Here is a 23,742-nt window from a genome sequence, read left to right on the forward strand (position 1 = left end):
ACGTCGAGCAGGTACGAAAGTAGGTCTTAGTGATCCGGTGGTTCTGTATGGAAGGGCCATCGCTCAACGGATAAAAGGTACTCCGGGGATAACAGGCTGATACCGCCCAAGAGTTCATATCGACGGCGGTGTTTGGCACCTCGATGTCGGCTCATCACATCCTGGGGCTGAAGCCGGTCCCAAGGGTATGGCTGTTCGCCATTTAAAGTGGTACGCGAGCTGGGTTTAGAACGTCGTGAGACAGTTCGGTCCCTATCTGCCGTGGACGTTTGAGATTTGAGAGGGGCTGCTCCTAGTACGAGAGGACCGGAGTGGACGAACCTCTGGTGTTCCGGTTGTCACGCCAGTGGCATTGCCGGGTAGCTATGTTCGGAAGAGATAACCGCTGAAAGCATCTAAGCGGGAAACTTGCCTCAAGATGAGATCTCACTGGGATCTTGAATCCCCTAAAGGGCCGTCGAAGACTACGACGTTGATAGGTTGGGTGTGTAAGCGCTGTGAGGCGTTGAGCTAACCAATACTAATTGCCCGTGAGGCTTGACCATATAACACCCAAGCAATCTGCTACGCAGATTGTGGTGGTGAAGACGAAAGACCCGAAAATTCGTGCTTTACACAAGAGCTTCGCAAATATCGCATATCCGAATTCGCTGGGCTGTCCATCTGGACATTCTGGCAACAGAATTTCTTGACGACCATAGAGCATTGGAACCACCTGATCCCATCCCGAACTCAGTAGTGAAACGATGCATCGCCGATGGTAGTGTGGGGTTTCCCCATGTGAGAGTAGGTCATCGTCAAGATTCATTTCGCAAAACCCCTATCTGCGCATGCAGGTAGGGGTTTTGTCTTTGGTGGGAAAAAAACTGGAACTGCTCGAATCACTGCGGGAGCGGAGATGGCACCGGCGTTGCCGGTGTTTGCGGGTAAACCCGCTCCTACAAGGGATGGGTGCAACGCCAGGCAGGGGCGCACCCCCGCACACTCTTCAGGACAGCGTCGCCTCCCATAATTCGAGTCAGAACACTAGAATAGCCCCCACGCACCTATACAGAAGCGCTCTATGTCCAATTCTGTCGAACCTGAAACCCTGGCCCAGCTGCCGTTGGACGAGCTTGTCGCCTGCCATGAATGCGACCTGCTGCTGCGCAAGCCCGTGCTGCAGCATGATGAGAAAGCCCAATGCCCGCGCTGCGGCTACGAGCTCTATGCCCATCGGCACAATGTGGTCAATCGCAGCCTGGCCTTGGTGCTGACGGCCCTTTTGCTGTTCGTGCCGGCCAATTTCCTGCCGATCATGCAGTTGCACCTGCTTGGCCAGACTTCGGACGATACGGTCTGGAGTGGCGTGCTAGGCCTGTACAACTCGGGAATGCGCGGTGTTGCCGTAGTGGTACTGCTCTGTAGCATGGTCATTCCGCTGGCGAAGCTGCTCTGTCAGCTGGCCGTGCTGTTGAGCATCCGCTTGAACTTCGGGCGTGACTACGGCCTGGTCTTCTACCGCATCTATCACCACCTGCGTGACTGGGGCATGCTCGAGGTCTATTTCATGGGGGTGCTGGTGGCCATCGTCAAATTGGTTGACCTGGCCGAACTGACCGTGGGCCTTGGGCTGTTCTGTTTCATCAGTCTGTTATTGATCCAGGTGTGGCTCGAAGTGGTGATGTCGCCCCACCAGATCTGGAGTGCGCTATCGGGGGAGGACCTGCATGCGGGCGATTGACGCAGGCATTGTTGTCTGCAATGAGTGTCACGAGCTGAACAGGCAGGAGCCAGACAGCACTTCGCAAACCTGCACACGTTGCGGCGCTATCGTGCATGCACGCCGGCCGAACAGTATCGTGCGCACCTGGGCGTTGCTGATTGCGGCGTCGATCCTCTACATCCCGGCCAACATACTGCCGATCATGACCGTGAGTACCCTCGGTCAGGGTAGCCCGGACACCATCATGTCCGGTGTCATCACCCTGCTCAAGCACGGCATGGTGCCCATTGCGGCTGTGGTGTTCATTGCCAGTATCCTGGTCCCCACGTTCAAGCTGGTGGGCATCGGCTTGCTGTTGTACTCCGTTCAGCGGCGGCAGCCGCTTTCGGCCCGGCAGCGGATATTGATGTACCGCTTCATCGAATTCATTGGGCGCTGGTCCATGCTGGACATCTTCGTCATTGCCATCCTGGTGGCAGTGGTGAATTTTGGCCGAATAGCCAGTGTCGAAGCCAACCTGGGCGCTGTCGCCTTCGCAACTGTGGTGATCCTGACAATGCTTGCCGCTTTAACTTTCGATCCCCGACTGATTTGGGATAACACGGAGTCGGAGGACGACCATGAGTGACCTGCCAACGGCTAAAACCCGCCCAGCCTCGAACTGGTCGGCCATCTGGATCCTGCCTTTGATTGCGCTGATGATCGGTGGCTGGCTCGCGTGGCAGGCCTACCGCGACGCTGGTGTGGAAATTGAAGTCCGCTTCGAGTCGGGAGAGGGTATCGTCGCCAACAAGACCGAGGTCATCTACAAAGGCATGCCGGTTGGCAAGGTGAAAAGCCTGGTGCTCGACGCCAAGGGCGACACGCAGGGGGTGATCGCTACCATCGAGATGAACAAGGCTGCCGAGCCCCATCTAACCAAAGGCACGCGTTTCTGGCTGGTGAAGCCGAGTGTCAGCCTGGCCGGTATATCTGGCCTTGAAACACTGGTGTCGGGTAACTACATCGCCGTTAGCCCGGGAGAGGGGGAACGTACCAAACGCTTTGTGGCATTGAAGGTGGCGCCACCGCTCTCGGATTCTGAACCAGGCCTGCACCTGACCCTCAAGGCCGACAGGCTGGGCTCGCTCAACCGTGACAGCCCGGTGTTCTACAAGCAGATTCAGGTAGGCCGGGTGAAAAGCTACCGCCTGTCCGAGGACCAGAGCACCGTAGAGGTGAAAGTCTTCATCGAGCCGGCCTACGCCAGCCTGGTGCGCAAGCACACGCGTTTCTGGAACGCCAGCGGTGTCAGCATCGATGCTTCGCTTTCGGGTGTGAAGGTGCGCAGTGAGTCTTTGTCGAGCATTGTGGCGGGTGGTATCGCCTTCGCCACGCCGGAGTACCGCAAGGACAGCCCTCCCACCGACCCGAGCCTGCCGTTCCGCCTGTACGAGGACTTCGATGCCGCCCAGGCGGGTATCCGGGTAAAAGTGAAGCTGAGCGATTATGAAGGCCTGCAGGCGGGTCGCACGCCGGTCATGTACAAGGGCATCCAGGTGGGCTCGCTGAAAGCCCTGAAGATGGAAGACAACCTGGCCAGCGCTTCGGCCGAGCTGACACTCGACCCACTGACCGAGGACTACCTGGTAGACGGGACACAGTTCTGGGTAGTCAAACCGTCGATTTCCCTGGCGGGAATCACTGGCCTGGAAGCCTTGGTCAAAGGTAACTACATTGCCATTCGTCCTGGTGAGAAGGGCGCACGGCCAGAGCGTGAGTTCGAGGCGCGTGCCAAGGCGCCGCCGCTCGACCTCAAAGCGCCGGGCCTGCACATGGTGTTGTTCGCCGACACCTTGGGTTCGCTGGAAATCGGCAGCCCGGTGACGTACCGCCAGGTGAAGGTGGGTAGCGTGCAGAGCTATCAGTTCGCCCGTAACAGCAACCGCATCCTGATCGGTGTGCATATCGAGAAGGAGTACGAGAAGCTGGTCAATGGTTCGTCGCGCTTCTGGAACGTCAGTGGGATCACCCTGACCGGCGGCCTGTCGGGCATCAAGATCAAGAGTGAGTCGCTGCAAACACTGATGGCCGGCGGTATTGCGTTCGATACGCCACGGCCCGATGTACCGCTGAAACGGCACATTCCACGCTTCCGCCTGCATGACAGCCAGGAAGCGGTGAACCGTGCGGGTACGTTGATCACCATCCGTGTGGATCGTGCCGATGGCCTGAAACCGGGTACGGCCATCCGCTTCCGCGGCCTGGATGTGGGCAGCATCGAGAGCGTCGACCTCACCGATGACCTGCAGGCGGTGCTGCTACGGGCGCGCATTACCGAATCGGCGGATCGCATTGCCCGTGCCGGTACGCAGTTCTGGGTGGTCAAGCCGGCCCTGGGCCTGGTGCGCACTGAAAACCTGGACACCTTGATAGGTGGGCAGTACCTGGAAGTGCAGCCAGCAGCCAAGAACCGTGGGCCACAGCGCGATTTCATCGCCCTGGCCGAAGCACCGGAGGTAGCAGGGCCAGAGGTCGGCCTGCCATTGACGCTCAGTGCGCCACGCCGTGGCTCGATCAAGCCGGGTGTGCCGGTTACCTATCGTGAGGTTACGGTGGGCAAGGTGACAGGCTTCGAGCTGGGCCAGAGCGCTGACCGCGTGCTGATTCATATCCTCATCGAGCCGCGCTATGCCGCCTTGGTGCGCAGCGGTAGCCGCTTCTGGAACAGCAGTGGTTTCGGTTTCGACTGGGGTCTGTTCAAGGGCGCTACAGTGCGTACCGAGTCGGTGGAAACCCTGATCGATGGCGGTATCGCCTTCGCAACGCCAGATGGCGAGCAGATGGGTAACCCGGCGCGGCCGCAGCAGACCTTTGCCTTGTTCGAAAAGGCCGAGGATGAATGGCTGCAGTGGGCACCGAAGATTCAGATCGCCAAGTGATGTAAAAGTAGGGCCGCCAAGCGCGGCCCTGCTTTTTTGTGGGAGCGGCCTTGCGTCGCGAAAGGGGCGCGTAGCGGCCCCTCGGTCTCAGCGCAGAAAGTGAGATTGCCGGGGCTGCCCCGCAGCCCTATCGCGACACAAGGCCGCTCCCACAGATCGAGTCCCGCATGGAACTGGGCCCGCAAGCATAAATCGCAGGCAACAAAAAACCGACCCTAGGGTCGGTTTTTCGACTAGCGCGTCGCTTAGGCAGCTGCAGCTTCTTTCAGCGCCTTGATGTGGCCATTCAGACGGCCTTTGTGACGAGCAGCCTTGTTCTTGTGGATGATACCCTTGTCGGCCATACGGTCGATTACAGGTACAGCCAGAACGTAAGCGGCTTGCGCTTTTTCGGCGTCTTTTGCGTCGATGGCTTTAACTACATTCTTGATGTAGGTGCGGACCATGGAACGCAGGCTGGCGTTGTGGCTGCGACGCTTCTCAGCCTGTTTTGCACGTTTCTTGGCGGAAGGTGTGTTGGCCACCGTCGAGCTCCTCGAAAGACTTTAGGTAAATAGCAAACAAAATAGGCCGCGAATCATGCCGATCAGTCGAGCGGATGTCAAGGCCACCTGCAAGGTTCCGCCGAGCGGTGCGCCAACAAGCGGGAAAGATTCCTTTCTGCTGCGCGACCTGTACACTCGGGAATTTTTGGCTCCCCTGCGAAGGCGCGGGAGTATCGCACATTCGGACGCTGTCTGGCAGCGTCCTCTGTCATTGGCGTGAATCTTTTCGATGAACCTGCTCAAATCCCTGGCTGCAGTAAGCTCGATCACCATGATTTCGCGGGTGCTGGGCTTTGTTCGCGACACCATCCTGGCCCGCATCTTTGGTGCTGGTGTCGCTACCGATGCCTTCTTCATCGCGTTCAAACTGCCCAACCTGTTGCGGCGCATCTTCGCCGAAGGCGCATTCTCCCAGGCCTTCGTGCCGATTCTGGCCGAGTACAAGACCCAGCAGGGCGAGGAGGCGACGCGCACCTTCATTGCCTATGTCAGCGGCCTTCTGACCCTGGTGCTGGCCCTGGTGACCGCCATCGGCATCCTCGCTGCACCGTGGGTGGTGTGGGCCACGGCCCCGGGTTTTGTCGACAGCACCGAAAAATACGCGCTGACCACCGACCTGTTGCGGGTGACGTTTCCTTATATATTCCTGATCTCGCTGTCTTCCCTGGCCGGAGCGATCCTCAATACCTGGAACCGCTTTTCGGTGCCGGCCTTCACGCCTACCTTGCTGAACGTGGCGATGATCGCCTTCGCCGTGTTGCTGACGCCGTACTTCAACCCGCCAATCATGGCGTTGGCCTGGGGCGTGCTGGCGGGTGGCCTGGCGCAGTTGCTGTACCAGCTGCCAGCGCTGAAGAAGATCGGCATGCTCGTGTTGCCGCGCCTGAACCTCAAGGACGCGGGAGTGTGGCGGGTACTGAAACAGATGCTGCCGGCGATCCTGGGGGTGTCGGTGAGCCAGATCTCGCTGATCATCAACACCATCTTCGCTTCCTTCCTGGTGGCCGGCTCGGTGTCGTGGATGTACTACGCCGACCGCCTCATGGAGCTGCCTTCCGGTGTGCTGGGCGTTGCCCTGGGCACTATCCTGCTGCCGACACTGGCCAAGACCTACGCCAACAAGGACCGCGAGGAGTACTCGCGAATTCTCGACTGGGGCCTGCGCCTGTGCTTCCTGCTGGTACTGCCCTGCACCCTGGCGTTGGCCATTCTTGCCGAACCGCTGACCGTTGCTTTGTTTCAATATGGCAAGTTCAGCGCGTTTGATGCGGCGATGACCCAGCGGGCGTTGATCGCCTATTCCGTGGGCTTGCTGGCGATCATTCTGATCAAGGTACTGGCACCTGGCTTCTATGCGCAGCAGAATATTCGCACGCCGGTGAAGATCGCAGTCTTCACCCTGGTCTGCACCCAGCTGTTCAACCTTGCCCTGGTCGGCCCGCTTGCACATGCCGGCCTGGCATTGGCGATCAGCCTCGGTGCCTGCCTGAATGCCGGTTTGCTGTTCTGGAAGCTGCGCAGTCAGCAGCTGTTCGAGCCTCAGCCTGGCTGGGCAGTGTTCCTGCTCAAGCTTGTGTTGGCGGTGACGCTGATGTCGGCGGTACTGCTGGCGGGCATGCACTATATGCCGGCCTGGGAGCAGGGCATCATGCTTGAGCGCTTCCTGCGGCTTGGGGCGCTGATCCTGGCGGGCGTCGTGACGTATTTTGGCTGCCTGTACCTGTGTGGCTTCCGGCCCCGGCATTTCGCTCGCAAGGCCTTGCACTGAGGCTTTTGGCGGGTCAGGCGTCGGTTTTTCGCATTCCACGCCGCCCTTGGGCGCTGCTGCCTGTCACCAGCGCCCGGGTGTGGTTATAATCGGCCACTTTATGAGCAAGAAGCGCGTTATGCAGCTGGTTCGAGGTCTTCACAACCTGCGCCCCGAGCACCGGGGCTGTGTCGCCACCATTGGCAACTTCGACGGGGTTCACCGCGGCCACCAGGCAATCCTGGCGCGCCTGCGCGAGCGCGGTCAGGCCTTGGGCCTGCCGACCTGCGTGGTGATCTTCGAACCACAACCACGCGAGTACTTCGCACCCGATACCGCGCCAGCGCGCCTGGCCCGGCTGCGCGACAAGATCGAGCTGCTGGCGACCGAAGGCATCGACCGGGTGCTGTGCCTGGCGTTCAACCAGCGTCTGAGCAAGCTCAGTGCCGATGCCTTCGTCAAGGCCATCCTGGTCGACGGCCTGGGCGTGCGTCATCTCGAAGTGGGCGATGACTTCCGCTTCGGCTGCGACCGCGCTGGCGACTTCGCTTTCCTGGTCGAGGCCGGCAACGCGTACGGCTTTACCGTCGAGGCCGCCAACACGGTCATCCAGGATGGCCTGCGGGTCAGCAGCACCGAAGTGCGCAAGGCCTTGTCCGAGGGCGACTTCGAACTGGCCGAACACCTGCTGGGCCGCCCGTACCGCATTACAGGCCGCGTGCTGCACGGCCAGAAGCTGGCCCGCCAGCTCGGCACACCAACCGCCAACATCCAGCTCAAGCGCCGCCGCGTGCCGCTGTCCGGGGTATACCTGGCCAGCATCGTGATCGACGGCAAAGCTTGGCCGGGTGTCGGCAATATCGGCGTGCGCCCCACCGTTGCCGGTGATGGGCGCCCGCACCTGGAGATTCATCTTCTGGACTTTGCCGGCGATCTTTACGGCCGGCGCCTGACGGTGGAGTTCCACCACAAGCTGCGTGAAGAGCAGCGATTCGCCTCCCTGGAGGCGCTGAAGTCGGCGATCGATGCGGATATCGCCGCCGCACGTGCACATTGGCACGCTCAACCGCTAACGAAGAGCCTGAAATGACCGACTACAAAGCCACGCTTAACCTTCCGGACACCGCCTTCCCCATGAAGGCCGGCCTGCCTCAGCGCGAACCGCAGATCCTGCAGCGCTGGGACAGCATTGGCCTGTACCAGAAGCTGCGCGAAATTGGCAAGGATCGTCCCAAGTTCGTCCTGCACGACGGCCCGCCCTATGCCAACGGCAAGATTCACATCGGTCATGCGCTGAACAAGATCCTCAAGGACATGATCGTCCGTTCCAAGACCCTGGCCGGCTTCGATGCGCCGTACGTGCCAGGTTGGGACTGCCACGGCCTGCCGATCGAGCACAAGGTCGAGGTTACCCACGGCAAGCACCTCTCCGCCGACCGTACCCGCGAGCTGTGCCGCGAGTACGCTGCCGAGCAGATCGAAGGGCAGAAGACCGAGTTCATCCGCCTGGGCGTGCTGGGTGACTGGGACAACCCATACAAGACCATGAACTTCGCCAACGAGGCCGGTGAAATCCGCGCCCTGGCCGAGATGGTCAAGCAAGGCTTCGTGTTCAAGGGCCTGAAGCCGGTGAACTGGTGCTTTGATTGCGGTTCGGCGCTGGCTGAAGCGGAAGTCGAGTACGCCGACAAGAAGTCGCAGACCATCGACGTGGCCTTCCCGGTTGCCGATGAAGCCAAGCTGGCCGCCGCCTTCGGCCTGGCCTCGCTGGCCAAGCCGGCCGCCATCGTGATCTGGACCACCACCCCGTGGACCATCCCGGCCAACCAGGCTCTGAACATCCACCCGGAATTCAAGTACGCCCTGGTCGACACCGGCGAGCGCCTGCTGGTGCTGGCTGAAGAGCTGGTCGAGTCGTGCCTGAAGCGCTACAACCTGGAAGGTTCGGTTGTTGCCAGCGCCCAAGGTTCGGCGCTGGAGCTGATCAACTTCCGTCATCCGTTCTACGATCGCCTGTCGCCAATCTACCTGGCCGACTACGTCGAGCTGGGCGCCGGTACCGGCGTGGTGCATTCCTCGCCAGCCTACGGTGAAGACGACTTCGTCACCTGCAAGCGCTACGGCATGGTCAACGACGACATCCTTACCCCGGTGCAGAGCAACGGCGTGTATGTCGACTCGCTGCCATTCTTCGGCGGCCAGTTCATCTGGAAGGCCAACCCGGCCATCGTCGAGAAGCTGAGCGAAGTCGGTGCGCTGATGCACACCGAAACCATCAGCCACAGCTACATGCACTGCTGGCGCCACAAGACCCCGCTGATCTACCGCGCCACCGCGCAGTGGTTCGTGGGCATGGACAAGCAGCCGAGCACCGGCGAGCCGCTGCGTGAGCGTGCGCTGAAAGCCATCGAAGACACCAAGTTCGTCCCGGCCTGGGGCCAGGCGCGCCTGCACGCGATGATCGCCAACCGCCCGGACTGGTGCATCTCGCGTCAGCGCAACTGGGGTGTGCCGATCCCGTTCTTCCTGCACAAGCAGACCGGCGATCTGCATCCGCGCACTGTCGAACTGATGGAAGAAGTGGCCAAGCGTGTCGAGCAGCAAGGCATCGAGGCCTGGTTCAAGCTGGACGCCGCCGAACTGCTGGGCGCTGAAGCCGACCAGTACGACAAGATCGCCGACACCCTCGACGTGTGGTTCGACTCGGGCACCACTCACTGGCACGTACTGCGTGGCTCGCACGACATCGGCCACGCCACCGGCCCGCGCGCTGACCTGTACCTGGAAGGTTCCGACCAGCACCGCGGCTGGTTCCACTCGTCCTTGCTGACCGGTTGCGCCATCGATAACCATGCGCCATACCGCGAGCTGTTGACCCACGGCTTCACCGTGGACGAGAACGGCCGCAAGATGTCCAAGTCGCTGGGCAACACCATCGAACCGGAGAAGGTCAACAACACCCTGGGTGCCGATATCCTGCGCCTGTGGGTTTCGGCCACCGACTATTCCGGTGAAATGGCCGTTTCCGAGCAGATCCTGCAGCGCAGTGCCGACGCCTACCGGCGTATCCGCAATACCGCCCGCTTCCTGCTGTCCAACCTGTCCGGCTTCGACCCGGCCCGCGACCTGCTGGCACCGGGAGACATGCTGGCGCTGGACCGCTGGGCCGTGGACCGTACCCTGCTGCTGCAACGCGAACTGGAAGAGCACTACAGCGAGTACCGTTTCTGGAACGTCTACTCCAAGGTGCACAACTTCTGCGTACAGGAGCTGGGCGGCTTCTATCTCGACATCATCAAGGACCGCCAGTACACCACCGGCGCCAACAGTGTCGCCCGCCGTTCCTGCCAGACTGCGCTGTACCACATCAGCGAGGCGCTGGTGCGCTGGATCGCGCCGATCCTGGCATTCACCGCCGACGAAATCTGGCAGTACCTGCCGGGCGAGCGCAACGAGTCGGTAATGCTCAACGGCTGGTACCAAGGCCTGAGCGAGCTGCCGGAAGGCACCGAGTTGGACCGCGCCTACTGGGACCGCGTGATGGCAGTGAAGGCATCGGTCAACAAGGAGCTGGAAAACCAGCGCACCGCCAAGGTCATCGGCGGCAACCTGCAAGCCGAAGTGACCCTGTACGCCGACGAAGGCCTGAGTGCCGACCTGGGCAAGCTGGGTGACGAGTTGCGCTTCGTGCTGATCACCTCGGCCGCCAGCGTGGTGCCGTTCGCACAGGCGCCGGCCGAAGCGGTAGCCACCGAAGTCGAAGGCCTCAAGCTGCAAGTGGTCAAGTCCGGCCACACCAAGTGCGGCCGTTGCTGGCACTTCCGCGCCGACGTCGGCAGCCATCCGGAGCACCCGGAAATCTGCGGCCGTTGCGTCGACAACCTGACCGGCTCGGGTGAGGTGCGCCACTATGCCTAACCCTGCAGCGGGGCGCTTCGGGCGCCTTGCATGGCTGTGGCTGAGCTTGCTGGTCCTGGTCATCGACCAGGCCACCAAGCTGTACTTCAACAACGCCCTGACCATGTACCAGCAGATCGTGGTCATTCCTGACTACTTCAGCTGGACCCTGGCCTACAACACCGGTGCCGCGTTCAGCTTCCTGGCTGACGGAGCGGGTTGGCAGCGCTGGTTGTTCGCCCTGATCGCCGTGGTGGTCAGCGCGGTACTGGTCGTCTGGCTCAAGCGCCTGGGGCGCAACGAGACCTGGCTGGCCGTGGCGCTGGCGCTGGTGCTGGGTGGGGCGATTGGCAACCTGTACGACCGCATCGTGCTGGGCCATGTGGTCGACTTCATCCTGGTGCACTGGCAGAACCGCCATTACTTCCCGGCCTTCAACGTGGCCGACAGCGCCATCACCGTTGGTGCGGTGATGCTGGCGCTGGATATGTTCAAGAGCAAGAAGTCCGAGGATCCGGTCCATGACTGACACCCGTATCGGCCAGAACACCGAAGTCACCCTGCACTTCGCGCTGCACCTGGAAAACGGCGACACCGTCGACAGCACGTTCGATAAGGCCCCGGCTACTTTCAAAGTGGGTGATGGCAACCTGCTGCCGGGCTTTGAAAACGCCCTGTTCGGCTTCAAGGCCGGTGACAAGCGCACCGTGGCAGTGGCCCCGGAGAACGCGTTCGGCCAGCCTAACCCGCAGAACGTGCAGGTCATGCCGAGGTCCAACTTCGAAGGCATGGAGTTGTCCGAAGGGCTGCTGATCATCTTCAACGACGCCGCCAACACCGAGCTGCCGGGTGTGGTCAAAGCGTTCGATGACGACCAGGTCACCATCGACTTCAATCACCCACTGGCTGGCAAGACCCTGACCTTCGAGGTGGAGATCCTCGAGGTGAAGGCCCTGTAAGCCTGGAGCCGAGCATGCAAATCAAACTCGCCAACCCTCGCGGCTTCTGCGCCGGGGTCGACCGGGCGATCGAGATCGTCAACCGCGCGCTGGAAGTCTTCGGCCCGCCGATCTATGTGCGCCACGAAGTGGTGCACAACAAGTTCGTGGTGGAAGACTTGCGTAACCGCGGCGCCATCTTTGTCGAAGAGCTGGACCAGGTGCCGGACGATGTCATCGTCATCTTCAGTGCCCACGGTGTTTCCCAGGCCGTGCGGCAGGAAGCTGCTGGCCGTGGCCTGAAAGTGTTCGATGCCACTTGCCCGCTGGTGACCAAGGTTCACATCGAAGTGGCCAAGTACAGCCGCGATGGCCGTGAGTGCATTCTCATCGGCCACGAAGGGCACCCGGAAGTCGAAGGCACCATGGGCCAGTACGATGCCAGCAACGGTGGCGCCATCTACCTTGTCGAAGACGAGGAAGATGTGGCCAACCTGCAGGTGCGCGACCCGGACCACCTGGCTTTCGTCACCCAGACAACACTGTCGATGGACGACACCAGCCGCGTCATCGATGCGCTGCGTGCGCGCTTCCCGAACATCGGCGGCCCGCGCAAGGACGACATCTGCTACGCCACCCAGAACCGCCAGGATGCCGTCAAGCAACTGGCCGGCGAAAGCGACGTGGTGCTGGTGGTCGGCAGCCCGAACAGTTCCAACTCCAACCGTTTGCGTGAGCTGGCTGAGCGCATGGGCACCCCGGCCTACCTGATCGACGGTGCCGAGGACCTGCAACGCGGCTGGTTTGACCAGGCCGCGCGCATCGGCATCACCGCCGGTGCTTCTGCGCCCGAAGTGCTGGTGCGTGGCGTGATCGAACAGCTCAAGGCCTGGGGCGCCACTGGCGCTGAAGAGCTGGACGGGCGCGAAGAGAACATCACCTTTTCAATGCCCAAAGAGCTGCGGGTTCGCTCGCTGATCTGACGGGCAGTACCGCCGCCAATGCAGGGGCTGCTTTGCAGCCCTTGCGCGACACAAGACCGCTCCTGCAATGACCGCGCTAGCAGCGGTCATTGCTCAGGTCCTCCGTAAGCAACCTGACTCTGCCGCTTGATGCCAGCACCACCTGATATCGGCTGCGAGCAGCGGCGCGTTCGCACATTTCCAGTTTTGCGCCCAACCAGCTGTTGCCCGACGTCATGGGCACGCCCAGCGCACTGAATTTGAACTGCTCACCGCGATTGCTGGTTATTTTCAGCGGCTTTGAAAGGCGCTGTTCGCGCAGCACCTGCCGGTTATGCTCCAGCACTACCCGCCACCCATTCCCCCAATTACCGTCCAGCGCCAGCACCAGCACCGGCTGACCCTGCAACAGCGCATGGCTGCGTGCACTGCGCAGCGCCTGCGCCAGATCACGGGCAGCCGCCGCCCGGTGCAGGTCATCGCTCATTCTGGCGTAGGCCGGCATGCCCAGCTGGGTCAGCAAGACCGCCACGGCCAAGGCCGACAACATTTGTATCAGTGTTACGCCGCGTTGCTTCACCGTGCATTCCTCCCTGGACGTGCTTGGCTATAGCTTCCTGGCGGTTGGACAAGAGGTCCAGTCGCCCAAGTTGAAAGCAATGACGGGAAAAGTCGCAGGAGGTGCAGGGATGCACGCAAGGCAAGGGGGCATGACGCTTCTGGAAGTGTTGTTGGCGGTTGTGGTCGTGGCTGTGGGTATGTTCGCCGCAGCGGGGCTGCAATTGCAGGCATTGCAGGCTGTGGACAGTGCGCGGCGCAATGGGCAGGCGGCAATGGCGGCGCACAGCGAGCATGAACGGGGGCGTCGATGAGGCGCGGCCAACTTGGTTTTGGTTTGGTTGAGCTGATGTTGGCGCTGACTATCGGGTTGATGCTGTTGGCGGCCGCCAGTCAGCTCTTTGCATCGGCTCAACAGGCCTGGCGCCTGCAAAGTACTGCGCTGCGCATGCAGGATGAGGCGCGGCAGGCGTTGCTGCGCATGGCCCAGGATATTCGCATGGCCGGCATGTTTGGCTGTTTGCGCCTGAAACCTTCCGATTTCGATGACCCGGCATTACAGCAGGTCTTCGCTCGCCCCCTGGTGATCGAAGCGTCCACCCTCAGCCTGATCGTGGCGGAGTTGCCTGGGCAAGCTGGCCGACCTGACTGGTTTCTGCACACCGATTGCCTGACCGAAGTGTCTGTCGATGCAGCACGCAAGGCTGGGGACCTACTGGTGTACCCGGTCAGCAGGTATGTCTACCAGCTCCAGGACGATAAGCTGAGGTTCAAACGCGGAAACAGCAAATTTCAACCGTTGGTTGATAATGTGCAGGCGATGCGTGTGGAGCGTGTGCAGATGGTGGGGGGAGAACGGGTGGATATCAGCCTGACACTCTACGAACCCACGCTCAAGGTTCAGCAGCGCCATGAGTTGAGCGTCGCAATCCGCAACCCGGTCCCCGCTTCATGACTCACCAGCGTGGCGTGGTTCTTCTACTGGCCTTGGTCCTGAGCGTCCTGCTGGGCCTGCTTGCCACATCTGCCCTGCGCGACGCGCTGGTGGAAACGCGGATGACCGGCTACCTGAGCGATGGCCTGATGGCGCTGGAAGAGGCTGAGGCCACTTTGCTGGCCGGGGTACGCGAACTTGAACGGGCGCCCCCTGACGCTTGTAGCGCGTGCCCGCCACCGCCCAGGCCGCACGATCTGATTGGGCAGTGGCAAAGTACCCAGACCGGCTTTTTCCAGCTGCAGAACCTGGGTGTCAGCGAACGTGCCGCGCACATGCCCGAAGGGCAGCCGGTTAGCCTGTTCCGGATTACCGCCGTCAGCAAGCAAAGCCGCTCACGGCATGTGCTGGAAGCGGTCTACGCCATGGCCGGCAATCAAACCCAACGCATCACCTGGCGACAAAGATTGCGAGGAGACTGACATGCAGCAAGGCTTGAGCCTGATCGAGTTGTTGATTGTGCTGGCCGTGACCGGCATTCTGGCAGCCATTGCCTACCCCAGTTACAGCGACCAGCTTCGGCGAGCCGCACGCAGCGAAGTGGTTGGCCTGCTGCATGATGCCGCCCTGCGCCTGGAGCGCCACCGCGTGCGCACTGGCCAATACGCCGAGGGCGACCTGGTCTTGCCCGAAGGTACCCGCTACTACAGCCTTCAGGCCCAGCGCGACAGTGACACCTTCACGCTGCGCGCCCGGCGGCTACCGCATGGGCTGATGGCACAGGATGGCTGTGGCGATTTCCAGCTCGACCAGGCTGGCGTGCAGCACAATCCGGGCGCCGTTGAGCACAGCACGCACTGTTGGGGAAGTTGAAGGTTCAATGATGCCCGGTGCATCGCGGTTTTACTTCAGGTGTTGGATCGACAGATGAGCAAGCAAGTAGTGGTGGTTGGCGGCGGGGTGATCGGCCTGCTGACGGCATTCAACCTGGCAGCCAAGGTCGGCCAGGTGGTGGTGTGCGATCAGGGCGAGGTTGGCCGAGAGTCGTCCTGGGCTGGCGGAGGCATTGTCTCGCCGTTGTACCCGTGGCGCTACAGCCCCGCCGTGACCGCTCTGGCGCACTGGTCGCAGGACTTTTATCCACAGCTGGGCGAGCGTCTGTTCGCCAGCACCGGTGTCGACCCGGAAGTTCACACCACCGGGCTGTACTGGCTCGACCTGGACGACGAGGCCGAAGCGTTGGCCTGGGCCGCGCGCGAGCAGCGGCCGCTCAGTGCCGTGGATATTTCGGCGGCCTACGATGCGGTGCCGGTGCTGGGCCCGGGCTTCAAGCACGCCATCTACATGGCTGGTGTGGCCAATGTGCGCAACCCACGCTTGGTCAAGTCGCTGAAGGCGGCGTTGCTGGCGCTGCCGAACGTGAGCTTGCGCGAACACTGCCAGATCACCGGCTTCGTGCAGGAAAAGGGGCGCGTGACTGGTGTACAGACGGCTGATGGCGTACTGGCGGCGGATGAGGTTGTGCTCAGCGCAGGCGCCTGGAGTGGCGACCTGTTGCGTACCCTTGGCCTTGAACTGCCGGTGGAGCCCGTGAAGGGCCAGATGATTCTGTTCAAGTGTGCTGAAGACTTCTTGCCGAGCATGGTGCTGGCCAAGGGGCGCTATGCAATCCCGCGACGTGACGGGCACATTCTGGTAGGGAGCACGCTGGAACACGCCGGGTATGACAAGACCCCGACCGCGGATGCGCTGGAAAGCCTGAAGGCATCGGCGGTGGAGTTGTTGCCTGAGCTTGAAGGCGCGACAGTGGTGGCGCACTGGGCGGGACTGCGGCCGGGGTCGCCAGAAGGCATCCCTTACATTGGGCCTGTGCCAGGGCATGAAGGGTTGTGGCTGAACTGCGGGCATTATCGCAATGGGCTGGTGCTGGCGCCGGCTTCGTGCCAGCTGTTTACCGATTTGCTGACAGGGGCCGAGCCGATTATCGACCCGGCGCCGTATGCGCCAGAAGGGCGTTTGGGCTGAGGACCTCTTCGCGGGTAAACCCGCTCCTACGCGAGCGGGTTTACCCGCGAAAGGGCCGCAGAAGCCAATACAGATTTCAGCCAGTAATCGGTGCTTGCAGGTGCCGGCTCGGATAATGCTGCTCATACACCTTGCACACCCGCAGCACTTGCTCATCAGCAAAGCGCCCGGCCACCACCTGCAGGCCCACCGGCAACCCCTCGCGGGTGAACCCGCAGGGTACCGAGGCCGCCGGCTGTTGGGTCAGGTTGAACGGATAGCTTAACGGCGTCCACTCCATCCATTGCGCCATCCCCGACCCAGGCGGCACGTTGTGTCCGGCTTCGAACGCCACCAACGGCAGCATCGGCGATACCAGCACGTCATATCGCTGATGAAAGGCATTCATCTTCGCAATCAATTCTGCCCGTGCCTCAAGCGCCTGGGTGTATTCGCCAAGGCTGATCTGTGCACCTTGTTCGGCAATCCAGCGCAGCCCCGGGTCAAGCAACGCTTTCTGCTCATCGCTCAAGGCACTGGCCAACCGCGCCGCGCCGGCAAACCACAGGGTGTTGAAGGTTTCCAGCGGGTCGCTGAAGCCCGGGTCCACTTCCTCTACCTGCGCACCCAGCCGCGCCAGGCGCTGCACCGCTTGCGCCACCAGTGCCTGGATCTGTGGGTCGACCTGCACGTAACCGAAGTTGGCGCTGTAGGCGATGCGTAGGCCGCTCAGATCTTGCTGCTGGCTGAGCCACGGCGCCTGCCGGGGTGCGCCGGCCAAACCGTCGCGGGCATCGGGGCGCGCTACGCAGTCGAGCATCAGCACCGAGTCGTCCACGGTACGCGTCATCGGCCCCAGGTGCGACAGCACGGTCATGGCGCTGGCCGGCCATTGCGGCACATAGCCGAAGGTCGGTTTGATGCCGAAGGTGCCGGTGAAGGCGCAAGGGATGCGAATCGAACCACCGGCATCGCTGCCCTGATGCAGCACCCCCAGGTTCAGCGCGGCGGCTGCCGCAGCACCACCAGACGAACCACCGGCAGTCAGCCTGGTGTCCCACGGGTTGCGAGTGATGCCGTACAGCGGGTTGTCGGTCACCCCTTTCCAGCCGAACTCTGGCGTGGTGGTCTTGCCCACCAGCACTGCACCGGCTTCACGCATGAAGGCGCTGAAGGGCGCATCGATTTCCCACGGCCCGGCACCCGAGGTAGTACGCGAGCCCTTGCGGGTAGGCATGCCGCGGGTCAGGGTCAGGTCCTTGATCGAGGCGGGTACGCCATCCAGTCGGCCACAGGGTTGGCCACGTTGCCAGCGCTGTTCGCTGGCACGGGCGGCGGCGCGGGCGCCTTCGCCGTCGACATGGCAGAAGGCGTTGACCGCCGGGTTATGCAGGTCGATACGCGCCAGCACATCGTCGACCACCTCGACGGGTGACAACTGGCGGCGATGGTACAGTTCGAGCAGTTCGACGGCGGTGAGTTCGCCAATCGCGGTTTTCTGGGTCATTTCAACGGGCTCCCGGGTTGGCGGCCTGGAACATGGCGCGCAACAGGACGTCGCAACCATCGGCCAGGTCCTGGGGCGCGGCATTTTCGATTTCGTTGTGGCTGATGCCGCCTTCGCATGGCACGAAGATCATCCCGGCCGGGCCCAGCTCGGCGAGGAAGATCGCATCGTGACCGGCGCCGCTGACGATATCCATGTGGCTCAGGCCCAGCGCACGCGCCCCCTGGCGCACGGCATCCACACACTGCTCGGCGAAGTACAGTGGCGGGAAGTCGGCTGTCGGGGTCAGCTGATAGCTCAGGCCATTTTTCGCCGTGCTGTTTTCGATGGCTGCGCGCACTTCGCTGACCATGACGTCGAGGTGCCCAGGGTCGAGGTGGCGCAGGTCGATGGTCATGTGTACCTGGCCGGGGATGACGTTGCGCGAACCTGGATGCAGGGTCAGGCAGCCGACCGTGCCGCAGGCATGTGGCTGGTGCGCGTGAGCGACGCGGTTGACCGCAGCCACCACCTCGGCTGCGCCGACCAATGCGTCCTTGCGCAGGTGCATGGGTGTGGGGCCTGCATGCGCCTCGACGCCGGTAAGGGTCAGGTCGAACCATTTTTGCCCCAGGCAGCCCTGGACCACGCCGATGGTGGTGCGTTGGTCTTCCAGCACCGGGCCTTGTTCGATATGTGCTTCGAAGTAGGCGCCCACGGCATGCCCGGTAGGCACGCGTGGGCCGGCGTAGCCGATGCGCTGCAACTCAGCGCCGACCGACAGACCTTGGTCATCGACCTTGTCCAGGGTTTCCTGCAGGCCGAATTTACCGGCAAACACGCCCGAGCCCATCATGCAGGGCGGGAAGCGCGAACCTTCTTCGTTGGTCCATACCACCACTTCCAGCGGGGCTTCGGTGGTCAGGTGCAGGTCGTTGAGCGTGCGCATCACTTCGAGGCCGGCCATGACGCCGTAGCAGCCATCGAACTTGCCGCCGGTGGGTTGGGTGTCGATGTGGCTGCCGGTCATGATGGGCGGCAGGGCAGGGTTGCGCCCTGGGCGGCGGGCGAAGATATTGCCGATGGCGTCGACGCTGACCGTGCAGCCGGCCTCCTCGCACCAATGGACGAACAGGTCGCGAGCCTGGCGGTCGAGGTCGGTCAGGGCCAGGCGGCATACGCCGCCCTTGGCGGTGGCGCCGAGTTGGGCCAGGTCCATCAATGATTGCCACAGGCGCTCGCGGTTGATCAGAGGGCCTTGGCCGAGCAGGTGCTGCGAGGGATCGATGCGGGTGTTCATGGTTCATCTCTCCTGAAATTACTGGGTTGCTTGTACCGGCCTATTCGCGGGTGAACCCGCTCCTACAAAGGCCTGGCAGTGGCCGGTACAGGTAAGCACGGTCGGGTCAGGCGCTAAGGGCCAGGTAACGGTTCTTGATGCTCGGGTCCTCGCGGAACTGCGCCGCACTGCCCTGGTAAGCGACGCGGCCCTGCTCCAGCACATAGTGGCGATCAGCAAGGGCATCGCAGACCATTAGGTTCTGCTCTACCAGCAGGATCGACAGCCCTTCGTCCTTGATCCGTCGCAGGATCTTCACCAGTTCATCGACAATCACCGGGGCCAGGCCTTCGGTGGGCTCGTCGAGGATCAGCAGCCTGGGGCCGTTGAGCAGGGCGCGGGCGATGGCCAACATTTGCTGCTCGCCACCGGACAGGGCGAAACCACCGTTGCGGCGCCGCTCCTTCAGGCGCGGGAACATGCTGTAGACGTCCTCCAGCTGCCAGCGACTGGTCTTGCGCACGGCAATCTTCAGGTTCTCCTCCACGCTGAGCTGGCGGAAAATGCCGCGGTGCTCCGGCACCAGAGCAATGCCGAGCCGGGCGATATCGAAAATTTCGCGGCCGACCAACTGCTGGCCGTTGAAGCTGATCTGCCCCTGTCGTGGGCGGACAATGCCAAGGATGCTGCGCAAGGTGGTGGTCTTGCCTGCGCCGTTGCGCCCCAGCAGCGTTACCAGTTCGCCTGCCTCGACCTTGAGCGAGACGCCTTCGAGCACATGGCTCTTGTCGTAGTAGGAATGGATCGAATCGACGTTGAGCATCAGGCGGCCTCTCCAAGGTAGGCGGTGCGTACGCGCTCGTCGTTGCGCACCTGTTCAGGGGTACCCTCGACCAGGATCTGGCCGTGACTCATCACCGTGATGCGCTGGCTGATCGACATGACAATGCTCATGTTGTGCTCGATCAGTAGCACGGTATGGTCGCGGCCAAGGTCGCTGATCAGGTCGGTCATCACCGGGATGTCGTCGATGCCCATGCCCGAAGTGGGTTCGTCAAGCATCAGCAGGGTGGGCTTGGCACAGATCGACATGCCCACTTCCAGCACCCTTTGCTGGCCGTGCGACAGTTCGCCCGCCAGGGTTTCGGCACGGGCGCTCAGTTTCAGGCGCTCCAGCACCTGGTCGGCGGTGTTCCAGTGGCTGCGCTTGTGCTCGACGCTGCGCCAGAAGTTCAGCGCGCCCAGGCCATCACGGCCTTGGGCTGCCAGGCGCAGGTTCTCGCGCACTGAAAGGTTCTGGAACAGGCTGGTGAGCTGAAACGAGCGCGCCATGCCAAGCGCCACGCGCCCGTGGGACGGCTTGCGAATGATGTCCTGGCCATTGAACAGGATCTTGCCGGCCGTGGCCTGACGCTCGCCGGTCAGGCAGTGGAACAGGCTGGTCTTGCCGGCGCCGTTGGGGCCGATGATGGTGTGGATGGTGCCGGCTCGCACTTTGAGGTCAACGCCCGCGACCGCCTTGAACGGCCCGTAGGCCAGCTCCAGGTGGCGGGTTTCCAGGAGGTAGTCGCTCATTACAGGGTCTCCTTGGTCTTGGCCTGGGGTTTGTCATCGGCATTGCGCGTGGCCAGCAGGCGCTTGCCCAGTTCGGTCAGGCCGCCCCACAGGCCGCCACGCATGAACACCACCACCAGAATCAGGATCACCCCCAGCAGCATCAGCCAGCGTGGCCAAAGCTCCGACAGCACGTCACCCAGCAGCACGATGGCGCCGGCCCCCAGCAGCGAGCCGAACAATGAGCCGGTGCCGCCGACGATGGTCATGATCAGGATGTTCTCGCTCATCATCAGGTCGATGTTCGACAGCGGCGCAAAGTGCAGCAGCATGGCGTACAGCGCCCCGGCGATGCCGGTGATGGCGCCCGACAGCATGAACACCAGAATCTTGAAATGGCGGGTGTCGTAGCCGATGGCGGCGGCGCGGGTCTCGTTCTCACGGATAGCCAGCAGGGTGCTGCCGAATGGCGAACGGATCACCCGCAGGGCTGCGGCGAAGATCAACAGGAACAGCACCGCGACGAACACATAGAAGTGCCGTGGGTCGGCCAGGTCGACTAGCACATGGCCGGCGATTTCGATATTCGGCCGTGGCACATCAAGCAGGCCGTTGTCACCGCCGGTCCAGCCGCTGAGGGTATAGGCCAGGAAGTAGGCCATCTGGCTGAAGGCCAGGGTCAGCATGACGAAGTAGATGCCCGTGCGACGGATCGCCAGTGCGCCCACCAGCAGCGCGAGGAAGGCGCCGAACACTGCTGCGCCAAGCAGCGCGGCGAACATGCCCCACTGCAGGTGGATCATCAGCAGCGCTGCGCCATAGGCGCCCACGCCAAAGAAGATGCCCTGGCCGAACGACAGCAGTCCGGTGTAGCCGAGCAGCAGGTTGCAGGCCAGTGCGGCCATGGCAAAGATCAGGATCTCGGTGGCCAGGGTGGCCGAGGGCAGCAACAGCGGCAGCGCCACCAGGCTGGCAACTACCAGCGACAGCAGCGCCGGGGCGCGGCCCTTGGCGACTGGCAATGGGTTTTTCTCGCTCATCTCAGGCTCTCCCGAACAGGCCGTAGGGACGGACCAGAATCACTGCTGCCATGGCGCCGTAGATCATCAGGCTGGCGCCTTGCGGCCAGAGACTGGTCATCATGCTTTGCACCACACCCACCAGCAGGCCGCCAACCAGCGCCCCGCCGAACGACCCCATGCCGCCAATCACCACCACCACGAAGGCAATGCCGAGGATTTCCGGGCCGACGAAGGGCTGGGCGCCCCGTAGCGGCGCAAATAGCACACCCGCCACACCTGCCAGGCCCACGCCCAGGGCGAATGTCAGGGAGAACAGGCGGAAAATGTTGGTGCCCAACAGCGACACGGTCTCGGTGCTTTCGCTACCGGCCCGCACCAGTGCGCCGAAACGGGTGCGTTCCAGCAGCAGCCACAGGCCAATACCGATCAGCGCTGCGAAGCCGATCAGGAACAAGCGGTAGTAGGGGTAGATGAAGTCGCCGAGTATCAGCACCCCGCGCAGTTCGGGTGGCACGGCAATGTTTTTGCCCACCGGGCCCCAGATCAGCACCGACGCTTCCTGGATGATCAGCGCGATGCCGAGGGTGACGAGGATCTGGAAGGTGTGCGGCAGGTGGTAGATGCGTTTGATCAACAGGCGCTCGACCGCCCAGGCCAGCGCGGCCACCACCAGTGGCGCAATCAGCAGCGCCAGCCAGAAGTTGCCGGTGACGGCCACGGCGGTGTAGCACAGGTAGGCGCCCAGCAAGAAAAACGCGCCGTGGGCGAAGTTGACGAAGTTGAGCAGGCCGAAAATGATCGTCAGGCCTACGGCGATGAGGAAGTAGATCATCCCCAGGCCCAGGCCGTTGAGCAGTTGGAACAGGTACAAATCGAGCATGAGCGTGCCCTCGACAGCGCGCCGGGCGGCTGCCTGTACAAGTGTTTGTGACTAACGCCGCAGCTTCAGGCCAGGGCGCAACCGGTGTGATCGACCTCGACGAACGAGCGGCCCGAACTGATGACTTCGGCCAGGTCGTCCTCGTCGCGCATCTGCCCCTGGGGCTTGCCGCGCAGCAGGTAGTAGTCCTTGAGCACCTGGTGGTCACCCGGGCGGATCAGTTCTTCGCCGGTCGGGCCCTGGAAGCGCATGCCCTGCAATGCCGCAGACACGGCGGCCCCGTCCAGGCTGCCGGCCTTGACGATGGCTTCGAGCATCACCTTGGTGCCGATGTAGTCGGCGGCCAGCGGATAGTTGGGGTTGATGCCATAGGCCTTGCGGGTGGCGGCGACCAACAGCTTGTTCAGCGGGGTGTCGACCTGGTGCCAGTACTGCGCACCCAGGTACACGCCCTCGAGCACGTCGCTGCCCAGCTCCTGGAACTGGTCGAGGCCGGCAGACCACACCATCAGCACTTTCATGCGGTCCTTGATGCCGAAGTTGACCGCCTGGCGCAGGGCGTTGGAGGCCTGGCTACCGAAGTTGAGCAGCACCAGCACGTCGGGCTTGGCGGCGATGGCGTTGGTCAGGTAGCCGGAAAATTCCTGCTCCTGCAGCGAGTGGTAGCTGTTGCCGATGTGTTCCACGCCGAGCTCGGCGAACACTTTGCGGGCGTTGTCCAGCAGGGCATCGCCGAATACGTATTGCGGGGTGATGGTGTACCAGCGCTTGGCCTGGGGCAGCTGGCGGCTCATCGGCACCAGGGTTTCGCGGATGGCACCATAGGTGGGCACCGACCAGCGGAAGGTTGAGGCATTGCAGTCCTTGCCGGTGATTTCGTCGGCGCCCACAGGCGTCATGAACACGCCGCCGGCTTTGTGGATTTCCTTGGACACTGCCAGTGCCGAAGACGACAGGGTGCACCCCTGGAAGAAGCGTGCACCATCCTGACCGATGGCTTCCTGCACCTTGCGCACCGCCTTGCCGGCGTTGCCTTCGGTGTCGATGACTTTGTACTTGAGCGGGTGGCCGAGCAACTGCGGGTGCTCGGCGATGGCCAGGCGCGAGCCCATGTCGGCGTACTTGCCGTAGCTGGCGAAGGCGCCCGACATGGACTTGAGCCCATAGAAGGTCAGCGGTTGGTCGGCGAATGCCCGGTGTGCCCCCAAGGGGAGGCTACCTAAGGCACCCAGGGCAAGGCCTGCCTTGAGCAGGGTACGTCTTTGCATGAGTAACTCCTTGTTTGTGGTTATTAGGCAGGAGTGGCAATG

23 protein-coding genes and 2 rRNA genes (1 of these 25 cut by a window edge) are annotated in these 23,742 nt (G+C 62.4%); 16 read left to right on the top strand and 9 right to left on the bottom strand.

Going from position 1 to position 23,742, the window contains the following annotated elements; all coding sequences use genetic code 11:
* From LU682_RS03185 to LU682_RS03205, 5 genes are all read left to right on the top strand, one after another.
* Positions 1-545 (top strand): 23S ribosomal RNA (locus LU682_RS03185) (it extends 2,348 nt beyond the left edge of the window).
* Positions 546-687: 142 nt separating this feature from the next.
* A 5S ribosomal RNA gene (rrf, locus tag LU682_RS03190) occupies positions 688-803 on the top strand.
* Positions 804-1,063: 260 nt separating this feature from the next.
* Positions 1,064-1,723, top strand: a complete 660-nt coding sequence (locus tag LU682_RS03195; RefSeq protein WP_020190949.1) for a paraquat-inducible protein A — start codon at positions 1,064-1,066, stop codon at positions 1,721-1,723.
* Positions 1,710-2,333: a paraquat-inducible protein A gene (locus LU682_RS03200; protein WP_049588113.1), complete on the top strand. Its 624-nt coding sequence runs from the start codon at positions 1,710-1,712 to the stop codon at positions 2,331-2,333. Before LU682_RS03195 ends, LU682_RS03200 begins: the two co-directional genes overlap by 14 nt.
* Positions 2,326-4,626 carry a PqiB family protein gene (locus tag LU682_RS03205; RefSeq protein WP_010951867.1) on the top strand — a complete coding sequence of 767 codons (2,301 nt, stop codon included), beginning with the start codon at positions 2,326-2,328 and terminating at the stop codon, positions 4,624-4,626. The genes LU682_RS03200 and LU682_RS03205 overlap by 8 nt, the downstream gene beginning before the upstream one ends.
* 245 nt (positions 4,627-4,871) lie before the next feature.
* On the opposite strand, the gene rpsT is transcribed toward LU682_RS03205, so the two are convergent.
* Positions 4,872-5,150, bottom strand: coding sequence for a 30S ribosomal protein S20 (gene rpsT, locus LU682_RS03210; RefSeq protein WP_003247625.1), 279 nt, complete (start codon positions 5,148-5,150; stop codon positions 4,872-4,874).
* A gap of 250 nt (positions 5,151-5,400) precedes the next feature.
* On the opposite strand from rpsT, the gene murJ reads away from it, so the two are divergent.
* From murJ to ispH, 6 genes are all read left to right on the top strand, one after another.
* Positions 5,401-6,939 carry a murein biosynthesis integral membrane protein MurJ gene (murJ, locus tag LU682_RS03215; RefSeq protein ID WP_004577288.1) on the top strand — a complete coding sequence of 513 codons (1,539 nt, stop codon included), beginning with the start codon at positions 5,401-5,403 and terminating at the stop codon, positions 6,937-6,939.
* Positions 6,940-7,057: 118 nt separating this feature from the next.
* Positions 7,058-8,008 (top strand): bifunctional riboflavin kinase/FAD synthetase, encoded by a 951-nt coding sequence (gene ribF / locus LU682_RS03220; RefSeq protein WP_010951868.1) that lies wholly within the window; start codon positions 7,058-7,060, stop codon positions 8,006-8,008.
* A complete protein-coding gene (ileS, locus tag LU682_RS03225) occupies positions 8,005-10,836 on the top strand; it encodes an isoleucine--tRNA ligase (RefSeq protein ID WP_232914931.1) in 2,832 nt (943 codons plus the stop codon). The genes ribF and ileS overlap by 4 nt, the downstream gene beginning before the upstream one ends.
* Positions 10,829-11,344 (top strand): signal peptidase II, encoded by a 516-nt coding sequence (gene lspA, locus LU682_RS03230; RefSeq protein WP_003247609.1) that lies wholly within the window; start codon positions 10,829-10,831, stop codon positions 11,342-11,344. Before ileS ends, lspA begins: the two co-directional genes overlap by 8 nt.
* The gene (gene fkpB / locus LU682_RS03235; protein ID WP_010951871.1) at positions 11,337-11,774 is read left to right on the top strand and encodes an FKBP-type peptidyl-prolyl cis-trans isomerase; all 438 of its coding nucleotides are present in this window, start codon (positions 11,337-11,339) and stop codon (positions 11,772-11,774) included. Before lspA ends, fkpB begins: the two co-directional genes overlap by 8 nt.
* A 14-nt stretch (positions 11,775-11,788) precedes the next feature.
* Positions 11,789-12,736, top strand: coding sequence for a 4-hydroxy-3-methylbut-2-enyl diphosphate reductase (gene ispH / locus LU682_RS03240; protein WP_010951872.1), 948 nt, complete (start codon positions 11,789-11,791; stop codon positions 12,734-12,736).
* Between the two features lie 76 nt (positions 12,737-12,812).
* On the opposite strand, the gene LU682_RS03245 is transcribed toward ispH, so the two are convergent.
* On the bottom strand, positions 12,813-13,295 hold the full coding sequence (locus LU682_RS03245) for a GspH/FimT family pseudopilin (RefSeq protein ID WP_010951873.1): 483 nt from the start codon (positions 13,293-13,295) through the stop codon (positions 12,813-12,815).
* Positions 13,296-13,404: 109 nt separating this feature from the next.
* On the opposite strand from LU682_RS03245, the gene LU682_RS03250 reads away from it, so the two are divergent.
* Genes LU682_RS03250 through thiO form a run of 5 tightly spaced genes read left to right on the top strand, consistent with a single transcriptional unit; the run spans position 13,405 to position 16,232 of the window.
* The gene (locus tag LU682_RS03250) at positions 13,405-13,587 is read left to right on the top strand and encodes a prepilin-type N-terminal cleavage/methylation domain-containing protein (protein WP_049588116.1); all 183 of its coding nucleotides are present in this window, start codon (positions 13,405-13,407) and stop codon (positions 13,585-13,587) included.
* A complete protein-coding gene (locus tag LU682_RS03255; RefSeq protein ID WP_010951875.1) occupies positions 13,584-14,228 on the top strand; it encodes a PilW family protein in 645 nt (214 codons plus the stop codon). The genes LU682_RS03250 and LU682_RS03255 overlap by 4 nt, the downstream gene beginning before the upstream one ends.
* The gene (locus LU682_RS03260; RefSeq protein WP_010951876.1) at positions 14,225-14,689 is read left to right on the top strand and encodes a hypothetical protein; all 465 of its coding nucleotides are present in this window, start codon (positions 14,225-14,227) and stop codon (positions 14,687-14,689) included. The genes LU682_RS03255 and LU682_RS03260 overlap by 4 nt, the downstream gene beginning before the upstream one ends.
* A gap of 1 nt (position 14,690) precedes the next feature.
* Positions 14,691-15,080: a type IV pilin protein gene (locus tag LU682_RS03265; protein ID WP_010951877.1), complete on the top strand. Its 390-nt coding sequence runs from the start codon at positions 14,691-14,693 to the stop codon at positions 15,078-15,080.
* A gap of 54 nt (positions 15,081-15,134) precedes the next feature.
* The gene (thiO, locus tag LU682_RS03270) at positions 15,135-16,232 is read left to right on the top strand and encodes a glycine oxidase ThiO (protein WP_010951878.1); all 1,098 of its coding nucleotides are present in this window, start codon (positions 15,135-15,137) and stop codon (positions 16,230-16,232) included.
* A gap of 76 nt (positions 16,233-16,308) precedes the next feature.
* Here thiO and LU682_RS03275 read toward each other — a convergent pair whose 3' ends face one another.
* The 7 genes from LU682_RS03275 to LU682_RS03305 all read right to left on the bottom strand — a co-directional run bounded on the left by LU682_RS03275 (position 16,309) and on the right by LU682_RS03305 (position 23,700).
* Entirely contained in the window at positions 16,309-17,718 is a 1,410-nt protein-coding gene (locus LU682_RS03275) for an amidase (RefSeq protein ID WP_010951879.1), read from the bottom strand.
* Position 17,719: 1 nt separating this feature from the next.
* Positions 17,720-18,997 (bottom strand): Zn-dependent hydrolase, encoded by a 1,278-nt coding sequence (locus LU682_RS03280; protein ID WP_010951880.1) that lies wholly within the window; start codon positions 18,995-18,997, stop codon positions 17,720-17,722.
* A 106-nt stretch (positions 18,998-19,103) separates the two neighbouring features.
* Entirely contained in the window at positions 19,104-19,799 is a 696-nt protein-coding gene (locus tag LU682_RS03285; protein WP_010951881.1) for an ABC transporter ATP-binding protein, read from the bottom strand.
* Positions 19,799-20,551 carry an ABC transporter ATP-binding protein gene (locus LU682_RS03290; protein ID WP_010951882.1) on the bottom strand — a complete coding sequence of 251 codons (753 nt, stop codon included), beginning with the start codon at positions 20,549-20,551 and terminating at the stop codon, positions 19,799-19,801. The genes LU682_RS03285 and LU682_RS03290 overlap by 1 nt, the downstream gene beginning before the upstream one ends.
* A complete protein-coding gene (locus LU682_RS03295) occupies positions 20,551-21,570 on the bottom strand; it encodes a branched-chain amino acid ABC transporter permease (protein WP_003247567.1) in 1,020 nt (339 codons plus the stop codon). Before LU682_RS03295 ends, LU682_RS03290 begins: the two co-directional genes overlap by 1 nt.
* 1 nt (position 21,571) lies before the next feature.
* Positions 21,572-22,432, bottom strand: a complete 861-nt coding sequence (locus tag LU682_RS03300; RefSeq protein ID WP_003247565.1) for a branched-chain amino acid ABC transporter permease — start codon at positions 22,430-22,432, stop codon at positions 21,572-21,574.
* A gap of 65 nt (positions 22,433-22,497) precedes the next feature.
* Positions 22,498-23,700, bottom strand: coding sequence for an ABC transporter substrate-binding protein (locus LU682_RS03305; protein WP_010951883.1), 1,203 nt, complete (start codon positions 23,698-23,700; stop codon positions 22,498-22,500).
* Positions 23,701-23,742 lie beyond the last annotated feature (42 nt).

The sequence above is a fragment of the Pseudomonas alloputida genome (assembly GCF_021283545.2).
In the GTDB taxonomy this organism is placed as follows: domain Bacteria; phylum Pseudomonadota; class Gammaproteobacteria; order Pseudomonadales; family Pseudomonadaceae; genus Aquipseudomonas; species Aquipseudomonas alloputida.